General features: G+C 65.4%; 12 protein-coding genes. 4 read left to right on the forward strand and 8 right to left on the reverse strand.

Features of this window, described 5'->3' with window-relative positions:
- The 4 genes from GXB81_RS00005 to GXB81_RS00020 all read left to right on the forward strand — a co-directional run.
- On the forward strand, positions 1 to 706 hold a 706-nt coding region (locus tag GXB81_RS00005; protein WP_205987959.1), incomplete at its 5' end, for an SDR family NAD(P)-dependent oxidoreductase.
- A gap of 148 nt (positions 707 to 854) precedes the next feature.
- Positions 855 to 2,642: an FAD-dependent oxidoreductase gene (locus tag GXB81_RS00010; RefSeq protein WP_205987960.1), complete on the forward strand. Its 1,788-nt coding sequence runs from the start codon at positions 855 to 857 to the stop codon at positions 2,640 to 2,642.
- Between the two features lie 16 nt (positions 2,643 to 2,658).
- Positions 2,659 to 3,486 carry an aldo/keto reductase gene (locus tag GXB81_RS00015; RefSeq protein ID WP_205987961.1) on the forward strand — a complete coding sequence of 276 codons (828 nt, stop codon included), beginning with the start codon at positions 2,659 to 2,661 and terminating at the stop codon, positions 3,484 to 3,486.
- A 118-nt stretch (positions 3,487 to 3,604) separates the two neighbouring features.
- Positions 3,605 to 4,162: a MarR family winged helix-turn-helix transcriptional regulator gene (locus tag GXB81_RS00020; protein ID WP_167044258.1), complete on the forward strand. Its 558-nt coding sequence runs from the start codon at positions 3,605 to 3,607 to the stop codon at positions 4,160 to 4,162.
- Positions 4,163 to 4,208: 46 nt separating this feature from the next.
- On the opposite strand, the gene GXB81_RS00025 is transcribed toward GXB81_RS00020, so the two are convergent.
- From GXB81_RS00025 to GXB81_RS00060, 8 genes are all read right to left on the reverse strand, one after another.
- On the reverse strand, positions 4,209 to 4,496 hold the full coding sequence (locus tag GXB81_RS00025) for a DUF1330 domain-containing protein (RefSeq protein WP_167044261.1): 288 nt from the start codon (positions 4,494 to 4,496) through the stop codon (positions 4,209 to 4,211).
- Between the two features lie 164 nt (positions 4,497 to 4,660).
- Positions 4,661 to 5,455, reverse strand: coding sequence for a glucose 1-dehydrogenase (locus GXB81_RS00030; protein WP_240159073.1), 795 nt, complete (start codon positions 5,453 to 5,455; stop codon positions 4,661 to 4,663).
- 178 nt (positions 5,456 to 5,633) lie between these two features.
- Positions 5,634 to 6,467 (reverse strand): sugar phosphate isomerase/epimerase, encoded by an 834-nt coding sequence (locus GXB81_RS00035; protein ID WP_205987962.1) that lies wholly within the window; start codon positions 6,465 to 6,467, stop codon positions 5,634 to 5,636.
- Between the two features lie 78 nt (positions 6,468 to 6,545).
- Positions 6,546 to 7,160, reverse strand: coding sequence for an NIPSNAP family protein (locus tag GXB81_RS00040; protein ID WP_167044268.1), 615 nt, complete (start codon positions 7,158 to 7,160; stop codon positions 6,546 to 6,548).
- Positions 7,150 to 8,895: an FAD-dependent oxidoreductase gene (locus tag GXB81_RS00045; RefSeq protein WP_346777758.1), complete on the reverse strand. Its 1,746-nt coding sequence runs from the start codon at positions 8,893 to 8,895 to the stop codon at positions 7,150 to 7,152. The genes GXB81_RS00040 and GXB81_RS00045 overlap by 11 nt, the downstream gene beginning before the upstream one ends.
- Before the next feature lie 23 nt (positions 8,896 to 8,918).
- On the reverse strand, positions 8,919 to 9,719 hold the full coding sequence (locus GXB81_RS00050) for a shikimate dehydrogenase (protein ID WP_167044274.1): 801 nt from the start codon (positions 9,717 to 9,719) through the stop codon (positions 8,919 to 8,921).
- 53 nt (positions 9,720 to 9,772) lie between these two features.
- A complete protein-coding gene (locus GXB81_RS00055; RefSeq protein ID WP_205987964.1) occupies positions 9,773 to 12,313 on the reverse strand; it encodes a branched-chain amino acid ABC transporter ATP-binding protein/permease in 2,541 nt (846 codons plus the stop codon).
- The gene (locus GXB81_RS00060) at positions 12,310 to 13,179 is read right to left on the reverse strand and encodes a branched-chain amino acid ABC transporter permease (RefSeq protein WP_167044277.1); all 870 of its coding nucleotides are present in this window, start codon (positions 13,177 to 13,179) and stop codon (positions 12,310 to 12,312) included. Before GXB81_RS00060 ends, GXB81_RS00055 begins: the two co-directional genes overlap by 4 nt.
- Between the last annotated feature and the right edge of the window lie 24 nt (positions 13,180 to 13,203).

The raw sequence follows: 13,203 nt of genomic DNA on the forward strand, positions 1-13,203 counted from the left end.
GGGCGCGGGCGGCATCGGCCGGGCCATCGCGGCGCGTCTGCAACACGACGGCCACCGCGTCGCGCTCTGGGATCTCGACGGCGACGCGGCCAACGAGGCCGCCCGCGCGCTGCCGGAAAGCTCGGCGCTCGGCGTGCGCGTGGACGTGACCGACGAAGCATCCGTCGCGGCCGCCATGCATGCAACGCTCGCGCGCTTCGGCACCTTGCACGTGCTCGTGAACAGCGCGGGCGCGACCGGTCCGGTCGCGAACGTAACCGACTGCGACCTCGCGGCCTGGCAACGCTGCATCGACGTGAATCTGCGCAGCGTGTTCCTCTGCTCCCGCGCCGCCGTGCAGCCGATGCGCGAAGCCGGGTTCGGACGCATCGTGAATCTCGCTTCGATTGCGGGCAAGGAGGGCAATCCACAGATGTCCGCCTACTCTGCCGCGAAAGCGGGCGTGATCGCCTTCACGAAATCGATGGGCAAGGAGCTCGCGCTCACGCCTATCCGCGTGAACTGCGTGGCGCCCGCCCTGATCGAGACGCCGCTGCTTGCGCAGCTGACGCCCGAGGCCCTCGGCGCAAGCCTCGCGAAAATCCCCATGCAGCGTGCGGGCACCGCGCAGGAAGCGGCCAACCTCGTCGCCTGGCTCGCTTCCGATCAATGCTCGTTTTCGAGCGGCGCGACCTTCGACCTCTCCGGAGGCCGTGCCACGTACTGATTCGCTACGCTTTCCTCTGACGCCGCTTAATTTTGAATCTTGTTCCACTTTTTTATTTATTAGAATATGATTCCAAAATCAAGAACACCGTTTGCCACGCGCATTCAGCCATGCGCGCGCGGCGAACCGGAATGGAGGAGGCACGGAGATGGGTGCGGTCAGGCAACAGGAGCGGCAAGGGTGGGATGAGGAAGTCGATCTGCTGGTATTCGGCGCGGGCGCGGCCGGCATGACGGCCGCGCTCGTGGCCGACCACGAGAAGCTGAAGGTTCTGCTGTGCGAGAAGACCGGCATGGTGGGCGGCATTACGTCCACCTCGGGCGGCACCACGTGGGTGCCCGGCACGAAGCTGAGCGTGGACGCGGGCGTGCCCGATAGTGTCGACGACGCGCGGCGCTTCCTGCAGTCGGTGGTCGGCGAACGCGGTGGCGACGAAGCACGCGAGGCCTTCCTGCAAAGCGGCCCGCAGGCCATCGAGGAGCTGACCCGGATCAGCGAGGTCAGGTTCGTCGCCGCCGCGGCTCACCCCGACTACGTGAACGGACCCGGCGCGGCCTATGGCGGCCGCGCGCTGGCCCCCGTGGCGTTCGACGCGCGCGTGCTCGGCAAAGCCTTCGCGCGCGTGCGGCCGCCGCGCAAGGAGTTCATGGGACTCGGCGGCATGATGGTCGCGCGCAACGATCTGAATGCGCTGCTCGCGCCGTTCGCCACGCTTGCCAACTTCAGGCGCACGCTCGCCGTCGTGGGGCGCTATGCGATGGACCGGCTGCGCTATCCGCGCGGCACGCAACTCGTCATGGGCAATGCGCTGGCCGCACGGCTCTATTACAGCCTGCTCAAGCGCCATGTCGAGGTCCGCTTCGACACGCCGCTCGTCGAACTCGTGCGCGAAGACGGCCGCGTAACCGGCGCAATCGTCGCGACGCCTGGTGGCGGCCGCCGGCGCATCGGCGCGCGCCGCGGCGTCGTGCTCGCAACGGGCGGCATCACGCGCCACCCGACGCTGCGCAATCAGCTTTTTCCGGCCGGCGCGCGCGGCCTTTCGCTGGCACCGCAAACCCATACCGGCGACGGTGTGGACCGCGCCCACCAGGTCGGCGCAAAGGTCGAGAACGGCGGCGACAGCCCCGGCCTCTGGATGCCCTGCTCGATCCAGCGCGCACGCAACGGCAGTGCGGGCGAAGACAGCGTCTGGCCGCATATCATCCTCGATCGCGCGAAGCCCGGACTCATTGCGGTGAATAGCCGGGGCGAGCGCTTCGTCAACGAATCGAACTCGTATCACGACTTCGTGATGGGCATGCTGCGCGACGCTCAAAACAGCAACGGCAACGGCGCGAGCGTGCCCGCGCATCTGATCGTCGATGCGGCATTTCTCCACGAGTATGGCCTCGGCCTGCTGATGCCCGGCCGCGGTGCGGGACGCATCGCCGAATTCGAACGCTCGGGCTATCTGGTGAAAGGCAACACGCTCGACGAACTGGCCGCGAAGCTCCAGATCGATGCGGCGGGCCTCGCCTGCACGGTCGAAAGTTATAATCGCGACGCCGCCAATGGCAACGACCCCGCATTCGAGCGAGGCAGCAGTCCGATGAGCCGCTTCAACGGCGACGCACGCCAGCAGCCCAACCCGTGCATCCGGCCGATCGGTGCGGGACCGTATTACGCCGTAACCGTATGGCCCGCCGATCTCGCGTGCAGCGCGGGACTGAGCGGCAACGCGAACGGCGAAGTGATCGACGAGGCAGGCCACGTGATTCCGGGCCTTTTTGCCTGCGGCAACGACCTCTCGTCGATCTTTCGCGGTACGTACCCGGGCCCCGGCACGACGCTCGGCCCGGCCATTGTGTTCGGCTGGCGCATCGCAAAGTTCGTCGCGCACGGCGGTGCGGCGAACGAAACACCCGGCGCGCGCGAGGCTAAAGCGCGCGTCTGACACGGAGAAAACACTCATGCAACGCATCGTCAATCGCCATCAACTGAACATGCCCAAGCTGGGCCTCGGCACATGGCCCATGCTCGGCGACGAATGCACGCGCGCTGTCGTGCAGGCACTGGAACTCGGCTATCGTCATATCGACACCGCCGCCGCGTACAACAACGAAGCGGCGGTTGGCGACGCCCTCGTGCAATCGACGGTGCCGCGCGAGCAGATTCACGTGACCAGCAAGGTATGGTGGGACCAGTTGAGCCCCGAACGCATGCGGGCCTCGTTCGACAATACGCTGCGCGCGCTGCGTTCCGATTACGTCGACCTGTTCCTGATTCATTGGCCGACGCAGGACTGGGACCTCGCGCGAACCCTCGAAACGCTCGTGTCGTTCAAGGAAGAGGGACGCGCGCGGGCGATCGGGGTGGCGAATTTTCCGCTCGCTCTGGTGCGCGAAGTCGTGGAAGTGATGCAGGTGCCGCTGGCGGCGATGCAGGTCGAGTATCACGTCGCGTTGAGCCAGGCCAAGCTGCTCGACTTTGCCCGCCAGCACGATATGGCGCTGATTGCCTATAGCCCGCTGGCCCGCAACAAGGTCTCCGAGATGCCGGAAATCCAGCAAATCGCCGCCAGGCACGGCGTGCAGCCCACTCAGGTCGCGCTGAAATGGCTCATCGAGCAGGAGCAGGTCGCCGCCGTGCCGAAGGCGAGCGGCAAAGCTAATCAGCTCGCCAATCTGGCATCGCTCGATGTGCCGCTCGATGACGAAGATCGCGCGCTCATCGCGCAATTGCCGAAGAATATCCGCATTGTCAGCCCGGCCTTCGCGCCGGCTTGGGACGCAGAGTGAGAGCGTAGCGCGGGCACGATAACGGGAGCATGTAGAATCAGGCGCTTACCTCTGCCCCGCTCGTCGTGCGAAACGTGCGAAACGTGCGAAACCCAATCGGACCTTCATCGTGCCAACCGTGAAAACACAGAAAGCCCAGCAAACTCAGGCAACGCCAAGCGGGCAACGAAGTGTCAACGCGGTCGGATCGACGAGAAGCAAGCTCAGCCGCAAGGATGAGGCCGATGAGATGACTCGCCAGATCGATTTGTCGCGCTGCGTGCCGGCCGTGCTGACTGCCGCAGCCAACCGGGTATCGCACGGCGCATCGACTGCGTACAGAAAGCACGCCGGCATTGGCTTCGTCGACTGGCGGATCGTTTGCTTTCTCGCCGCGGAAGGCTGGTCGAGCGGAGCCGAACTGGCGCAGGGACTCGGCCTCGACAAAGCGGCAATCAGCCGTAGCCTGAGCGCGCTGGTGAAACAGGGGGTCGTCGAAACGCGTGCTTCCTATGGAAGACGTAGTGAATCGAATCTCACGCGCGCGGGCACATCGCTCAGAACCAGGGTACTGCGGCTCGCACTTGACCGGGAAGAAGCCATGCTGCGCGGATTGACCACGGACGATAAAGAAAGATTGATTTCCATGCTCAATCTTATCTCACGCAATCTGATTGAAATCGACGGTTCTCAATAGGATTCGTGGTTCCACCGATACCGGACAACCTGGATTTCACCAGGCCTTAGGCACCCTCGACAGCAATAAAATCGGCGATCGCATAACCTTCACGCAGCGCCCGAGCCTGAGCGTACTCCGCTGATTTGTAATACGCCTTTGCCTGCTCGAACGACTCGAACTCGATCACGACATTGCGCGATCGACCGCTGCCTTCAAGCACCTCGCATGGGCCGCCACGCACCAGCACGCGACCGCCATAGGCTTTGATAACGGGAGTCGCGAACGCGGCATACTTTGCGTATTCCTCTTCGTTCTGAACATCCACTCGCGCAATGATGTAACCCTTCGGCATATGACCTCTGCTCATCCCAATCTCTTCAGGTTCCCGGCACCGCTCTCACCCTCGGCGGCCTTTTCTTCACAGATCAAATAATATTTTTGTCTTTCCATCCAGCAGGCGTGCAAGCGCGAGGTTTCTCTTCGCACGTCTCCGCGCCTGCTGCATAACCCAAGCAATCAATCCACCGGACCGCCATGTGCCGCCCAACCGCCGTCCACGCTTAACGTCACGCCCGTAATATAGGTGGCGGACGACGACGCCAGATAGGCGACCGCATCGGCAATCTCGGACGACTCGGCAAATCGTCCCATCGGCGTACGCTTTTCGATTCCTGCCGTATTCAGGCGACCGTCCGCCACCAGGGTACGCACGATCTCGGTCATCACGTAGCCGGGAGCCACAGCATTGACGCGAATGCCGCTGCGCCCCCACTCCACCGCCATCGAGCGCGTCATGGACGAAATCCCCGCCTTCGCCGCACCGTAAGCGTTGCGCCCAGGAATGCCGCCCAACCCGGCAATAGAACTGAGGTTGACGATGGCCCCGCCCCCTGCGCCGAGCATCACCCTGGCCACCTCGCGAGACATCATGAACGTACCGCGAAGGTGAATGGAAAGGACCCGGTCGAATCCGTCGACGGTCTGCTCAACGGTCGAACCGGGCTGCTCTCCGATGCCCGCATTGTTCACGAGCACGTCGATCCGGCCATATTTCCGCGCAACCTCGCGCACCAGGGAAACGACGTCGTCTTCACTCGCCACGTTGACCCTGGCCGCCGTGTGCGAATCTCCGCTTAACTCCCCGATCCGCGCAGCGGCAGCGGCTTCGTCCAGATCCGCGATAACGACGCTATACCCGAGTTGCGCGAACTTCTGGCTGATCCCCCAGCCGATCCCACTTGCGCCACCCGTGACGATCGCCACCATCCTGTTCTCGGGATTCGACAATCCGGTTTCCGTGCTCTGACTCATCACTACCATTTCTCCGCACAAGACTGTCCTTCAAACCACGAGGTCAGTCGATGATCGAAGTGTATTGAGTCTTATGTTGATATTTCAACATGACGAAAACCCTGAGGCGATACCAGCCGTGTCCGAGATCACGCGCCGCCATCGCGCGAGACCTCGCACCGCACACCTGAGACGCCAATCAAGCGCGTGCGTCGATCACGCGTCGCGCCGCTTCCAGCGCCTGCGTCGCCCAGCCCAACGGCCCGAGCAGCGGTGCGCGCTGATCGTTCGGAATTTCGATGCTGACAGGCAGATCCCTCGGCAACGCATTCCAGAGTGCCACGAGATCGATGCCGCCTTCGCCGGGCAGCAGGCGTTCGCAACGCGCAGTGTGGATCAGCTCCGCATCCGTGCTCGGCGTCCCTCCCGGCGCGTCGCACATCTGCGCGTAGTGCAGCCATTTGCGCGGCAACGCGCGCACTTCGTCGAGCGTCGAATCGGAACGTGCGAAATGCAGCGCATCGACGAGCACGCCGGCGTTCGACGGCGTCCCCGCCTCCTCGACGAGCGCGACCGCATCACGCAGTCTCTTGACCGCGGTCCACGGCATGAACTCGATGTTGGCCGTCAGACCGAACGGCGCGGAAAGCTCGCACAAGGCGGCAAACGCCTGCGCGCGCCGCACGGGATCGCTGTCGTCGCATCCGACGAGCACAGCGCGCGCGCCGAGCTTTGCGCCGGTTTCGAAGAAGTGAAGATAATCGCGCGCATCGAAGCGCTCGCCGAGGCGGATGATTTCGAGGTCGAACACGCGCACGCTGGTATCGGCCATGCGCGCGAGCGTGTCCTTCAGCATGGCCGCATCGGTCATCAACGAGTAGGCGGGCCCGCCGGGCGTGGCAGGCAGCAGGCGAAAGCTCACCTCGTCGTAACCCGCTTGCGCGGCAACCGATACGAGCTCGGGCGGCGTCAGCGACAACGCCGTCAGATGCGCGAGCGAAAACGCCGGCTTTTGAGCAACGGCCTCAGTCATGAACAATCTCCATCCGGTTAGGCGCGTGCGGCGAACTCCGCGCGCACGCGCGTGCATGAGGAATACGCGCTGGCCGCCTTACTTCAGCGGAGACACCGCGGTCGGCACGAACACCTGCGAACGCATCGACGTCGTCAACCAGTCGGGTCCGCCCTTCGGCGGCCAGATGCCCTGGCTGACCGAGTCGGCGCGCGCGGCGGCACGCTCGTCGAGGCTCGCATACGGCCAGATCTGCGTGAAGCGCGGCGTGCCATCGTAGGCAAACATCGCGGCCACGCAGGGCGAGACCTTCTGCCGCGCGGGCAGGTCGCGCTCCCAGGCGCTCAACGTCGGCCCGAGACCGCCCGTTTTGAACTCGTAGGTGCGGATTTCGTAGACCTTGCCGTGCTCGCCGGGCGTCGGCGCGGGCATCCATGCGAAGCCTTCATAGCTATGCATTTCGATCTTGACGAGCCATTCGCCGCAACCGAACGGATCGGCGCTGAGCAGCGTGCGCTTGCGCTCCGCGAGCATCTCCTCGGCCGTCTCGAAGCCGCGCAGCACGGCCATCTGATTGAGGTCGCCGATATCCGAAAACCAGATGCCGTACAGCGTGCCGCGCGCCTGCGCATCGCGTGCGTAGGCATCGGCGGCGACGGACGCCTTGGCAACGGTGCCAAAGCGCAGTGTCATCGTGGTGAGTTCATAAAACATCTTTTTCTCCTGTCATTGCAGTACGGTTGGCGGATGCGGCCAGCGTCTTGCCGGCCGCGTCGTGTGCGGCGATATAGCCGAACGTCATCGCGGGACCGAGCGTGATCCCACCGCTCGGGTAACGCCCGCCCATCACGCTCGCCATATCGTTGCCGCACGCATAGAGGCCGCGCACGGGCTCGCCGTGCGCGTCGAGTACGTGCGCGTTCGCGTCCGTGCGCAGGCCCGCAAACGTGCCGAGGCTGCCCGGCACGATTTGCACGGCATAGAACGGACCGTTTTCGAGCGGCGCCACGCAGGGATTCGGCGCGTGGTCGACATCGCCCTGCATGAGGTTGTACGGCGTCTCGCCACGCGCGAATTCGGGGTCCTGACCTTCGCGCGCGCTCGCGTTATACGTCGCGACGGTATGGTCGAGCGTCGCGGCATCGATGCCGCACGCTTCGGCGAGCGCCGCGATCGTTCTGCCACGCCGGAGGTATCCCGAACGCAGCCAGCGTCCGAGTGGAAACGGTGCGGGCTTGACGGCACCGAGTCCATACCGGCGGATAAAACGGTGGTCGCACAACAGCCACGCGAACACGGGCTGCCCGGCAGGCACGGCGTCGAACAGCGCCTGCATGAAGTCGTAGTACGAATCGGCTTCGTCGACGAAACGCCTGCCCGCGCCCGTCACGGCGATCAGCCCGGGCTTGCCGCGCTCGATCAGATGAGGAAACGTGCCCGTGCTGCCGTCGGCGCGCTTGACGAGCGACACCGGCGCCCATGCGCCGGCCTCGGCAAACGAATCGTCGAGCATCCCACCGGCCGCTTCGGCAAGCCGCAGACCGTCGCCGGTATTGCCCGGCGACGCGGCCGACCAGTGCTCGCGCCCCGTCGGCGCATGCGCAAACAGCGCGCGCTTGCGTTGGACATCGTGCGGAAAGCCGCCGCACGCGAGCACGACGCCGCGGCGCGCCGTAATGTCGACTGTGCCTTGCGGCGTGTCGACATGCGCACCGTACACCGCCCCATCGCGGACTATCAGGTGTTGGACCGAATGCGAAACATCGATCGATACGTTGTGATCGAAGGCCGATTTCGCGAGCCGCGCGACGAGCGCGTTGCCGTTCACGAGCTGCATGCTGCGCCCATGAAACAGCAGGTCTTTCAGATGAATCGCCACGCGCCGCGCCGCATAACGGAACGACGACCACGAGCGCGTCGCCTTCAGGAAATGCCGCAGGTCCGCGCCCGCCGAGATGCCCATGCCCCACAACGACACGAGATCGAGCGGCGGCCTCAGGTCGCGAATCCGTGTGCCAAGCTCGCGGCCGTCGAACGGCGCGGCGCACACCGAGCGGCCGCCGGGCAACGCACCCGGCGAGCGGCCATGAAAGTCGGGAATGAGATTGCCGTCGATGAACTGCACGGCCGAATGGGCGCGATAAAACTCGATCATGCGCGGACCGTGTTCGAGGAACGCGTCGATGCGCGACTCGTCGTAGTACTCACCGAGTTCATGACGCAGATACGTGCGCGGCCCTTCTTCGTCTTCGCGAATGCCGGCGGCCAGCGCAAGCGGATTGCGCGGTATCCACATCCAGCCGCCCGACCATGCGGCCGTGCCGCCGAACACCGCTTCCTTTTCGAGTACGATCACGTCGAGCCCGAGAATGGCGGCCGTGACCGCGGCCGACAGCCCTCCGGCGCCGGCGCCGATCACGAGCAAATCACACGATCTCGTGGATTGCACCGGTCCCGCGTGGCCGTCCATGATCAGCCCTCCCCGACGAGAAAGTCGATCATCAGGCTCATCTCCGCGGTGAACATATCGACGCCGACGCTCGTCTTGCACCCGCGCGCGCGGGCCGCTTCGATCCACGGCGACACGAGCGGCGCCGTAATCACGCAGGCGGCAAACGCCTCGGGCGCGAGCTTCTCGACTTCGACGGGAAACGGGTCGCCGGGCCGCATGCCCATCGGCGTTGCGTTGACGACCATCCCGAAGCCCGTGGGGTCGGCGCTGCCAACGCTCACGCGCGCGTCGAAACGCGCCTTGAGCCGCGCGATCAACGTATCGCGGCGCGTCGCATCGGCATCGTGAATCGCGAGATGCGATGCACCGGCTTCGAGCAAGGCCAGCGCGATCGCACTGCCCGCGCCGCCGGCGCCGATCAGCAAGGTACGCTTGCCGTTCGGATCGCCGCCTTGCGACTTGATGCCGCCCAGCATGCCCAGGCCGTCGAGCATTTCGCCATGCCAGCCGCCATCGGCATTGCGGCGCAGAATGCTGACCGAGCCGAGAAAGTCCGCGCGATCGCTGGCCGTCGCGCAATGCGCGTACGTCGCGAACTTGTGCGGAATCGTGACGAGAATGCTGTCGCAGTTCTTCGCGAGCGACAGCCCGCGAATGAAGCCGTCGACATCGCGCGGAGGCACCTCGATCGGAATCACGACCGTGTCGTGCCCGCGTTCGTTGAGCATGCGCGTCACGTTGGCCGGCGATTTGACCTGCGCGATCGGATCGCCAATGATCGCGATCACGCGCGTGGCGCCGCTCAGGGTGGAATAGCTCATAGGGGTCCTAAAATCGGAAAGAATGAAAGTGGCTGCGGGTGCGCCTGCGTGGCTTACCCGACGGCTTCGGGCTCGCCCGTGACGCCGAGCAGACGCGCCTGCAGCGCGGCGTCGTTCGCCAGCGTGTGCGCGGGGCCCGCAAAGGCCATCTGTCCGTTGACCATCACGTACGCGCGATCGGCCATCGGCAGCACGCTCTCCGCGTGGTGCTCGACGATCACGAGGCTCGCGCGGCCGCGCAGCTTGACGACCGCGTCCATGATGTCCTTGACGACGGCCGGTGCGAGGCCTTCGAAGGGTTCGTCGAGCAGAATGATCCGGCTCGGCACCATCAGCGCGCGCGCAATCGCAACCATCTGACGCTCGCCGCCCGACAGCGCCTCGGCTTTCGACTTCTGCAGAACCCGCAGCTTCGGAAACAGTTCGTAGACTTCATCGAGGCTCGCGCCGCCCGCGCGTTGCGCGAGCACGAGGTTTTCGAGCACCGTGAGGTTCGGAAACAGCCGCCGCCCCTCGGGCACCATCGACAAGCCGAGCCGGTTGATTTCGTGCGGTCGCGCATGTGTGATGTCGCGGCCGTCGAACACGACGCGTCCCGCGCCGACCTGCGCGACGCCCATCATCGCGCGCAGCGTGGTGCTCTTGCCGACACCGTTGCGGCCGAGCAGCGCGACAACCTCGCCTTCGCGAATCTCCATGTCGAGGCGATCGAGCACCTGGCTGCCGTCATACCCGGCGCACAGCTTCTCGATCTTCAGGGTCACACGGCCGTCGTGCTCGCGCGCCGCGAGCGCGGGAACCCCGGCCGGTGCAAGCGCTTCGGCGGCGTCCTCGTCCTTCGACTTGCCGAGATACGCGCTGATTACGTCGGGATGGCTCGCCACCTCGTGCGGCTTGCCGTCCGCGATCAGACGCCCCTGGTGCAGCACCGTGAGCCGGTCGGACAACGCGATCACGCGATCGATGTCGTGTTCGATCAGCAGGACCGCATGCGTCGACGCCAGACGCCGGATCAGCTTGCCGACGATCTCGCGATCGGCCTCGGCCAACCCCGCGAGCGGCTCGTCGAGCAACAGCAGCTTGGCGTCGGTCGCCAGCGACACCGCGATTTCGAGCAGGCGCTGTTCGCCATGCGAGAGATTCGCACATTTCTGCTCGGCCCGGTCTTCGAGTCCCACGGCCTGCAACAGCGTCCAGGTCCGCGCATTGATCGCGTCGATCCGGTACGCGTCGCGCCAGATCGAATGACGCAGCGGACTGCGCGCCTGCACCGCGACGCGCACGTTCTCGAACGCGGTCAGCTCGCGGAACACGCTGAGAATCTGGAACGAACGCGCAAGGCCGAGCCGCACGCGCTCGAACATCGGCAAGCGGCTCACGTCGCGCCCTTCGAACACGATCTCGCCCGTGTCGGGCCGCAACAACCCGCTGAGCATGTTGAAGAACGTCGTCTTGCCCGCCCCGTTCGGCCCGATGAAGCTGTGCAGCTGATACGGCATCACGTCGAGATCGATGCCCTTGGCCGTGACGATCGAGCCGAAGCGCTTGCCGAGGTTGCGCACCGAAAGAATCGGCTGGCCCGGATCGAGTTCGGCCTTCGCGCTCCTGAACGGCTCGATGACCGCGGGCCGCGCCGGGATCTGCGCACGCACGAGCGTCCAGCGCGGACGGCGCAGCAGCCGTTGCGCGATACCCTGGATGCCTTCGGGCGACGCCAGCGCCAGCACCACGATGATCGGCGCGAACAGCAGCCACCAGTTCTCGGTGATCGCACTGAGCTTGTCCTGCAGCAGCACGAAACCGATCGCGCCCCAGAGCGGCCCGAGGAACTGGTGCACGCCGCCGAGCACGACCATCAGCAGCGCATCGCCGGCATGCTGCCAGCTCAGGTTATTCGCATAGACGCCCTGCATCAGCAACGCGAGCAAACCGCCCGCATAGCCGACCACCGCCGCCGACATCGCGAAGGCCGCGAGCTTCACGCGATACGCGTTGTAGCCGAGGCTCGACACGCGCTGCTCGTTTTCGCGCAGCGCCTGCAAGACACGGCCGAACGGCGAGTGCGCGAGACGCCAGAGAAAGCCCATTGCAAGCACGATCGTGACCACGCTGAACGCATGGAACGCGGGCATCGAACCGAGCCACGGACGCGCAACGTCCTGAATGCCGTTCTCGCCGCCGGTGAAATCGGTCCACTTGAAGGCGATTTCGTAGGCGATCTGCGAGCACGCGAGCGTGAGCAGCGAGAAGTACAAACCGCGCCGCCGCAGAATCACGAGCCCGACGAGCGCGCCGAGCACGAGCGAAAACACGATCGCGAATACAAGCGCCTCGATCTCGTTCGAGAACAGGCGGCCCATGCCGATGCCGACGGCATAGCTCGCGCAGCCGAAAAACACCGAGGCGCCGAACGGCACGAGACCCGTGTAGCCGACCAGCAGGCCGACGCCCGCCGCGTACAAGGTGTAGATCGCGATCTCGGTGATGCGCCCTAGCGGAATGCCGAGGCCGACCGCGCCAAACGAGAGGGCCGCGAGCACCAGCGCGAGCCAGAGGATCGGATGGCGAAGCACGGAAGAAGATTGAGACTTCATTCGAAACGCTCCCAACGTTCGCCGAACAGCCCGCGCGGCCGCACCAGCAGGATCAGCGCCATGAGCACGTACATCGCCGCGCCGGAAGCTTCGGGCTTGAACTGCACCGTCAGCGACGTGACGATGCCGACCAGCAGCCCGGCGACGATCGCGCCCGCATACGAACCGAGTCCGCCGATCGTGACGATCACGAACGCGGGCATGATCGCGTCGGAAGCCATCGACGGCGTGACCGTCCAGAGCGGCGCCGCGAGCAGACCGGCGACTCCCGCGATGCAGCAGCCGAGTCCGAACACGCCGGTCAGCACGCGTGGCAGATTGATGCCGAGCATCCCGACCATTTCGGGGTCGCGGCTGCCCGCGCGCAGAATGCGGCCGAACGGTGTATAGACGAGCCCCGCCCACAGCAGCACGAGCAGCACCAGCGTTGCGGCCAGCACCGCGAGCCGATAGGTCGTGAGCAGCACCGGACCGAGCACGACGAAGCCGGACAGCAGCGGCGGTGCGCTGAACGGCTGGCCGCCAGCGCCCCAGAACTGACGGATCACGGCCTCGACGAACAGCGCGAGGCCGAACGTCACGATCAGGCCGATCAGCGGCTCCTTGCCATACAGCCGGCGAATCAGCGTGAACTCGACCACGACGCCGACGAGCCCGGCCAGCAGCGGCGCGAACACGACGGCGGGCCAGCCGAACTGCTGCTGCAACGTCACGGCGAAGTAGGCGCCGAGCGCGAAGAACGCGCCATGCGCGAAGTTCACGATGCCGAGCATGCCGAAGATGACCGACAGGCCGATCGCGATCAGCACGTAGAGGAAGCCGAGCACAAGCCCGTTCGCGACCTGGGACAGCAGGAGTTCAAGCATGCCGTGCTCCTTGAACGTGAATCG

Source organism: Paraburkholderia sp. Ac-20336, assembly GCF_017105025.1.
Lineage (GTDB): Bacteria > Pseudomonadota > Gammaproteobacteria > Burkholderiales > Burkholderiaceae > Paraburkholderia.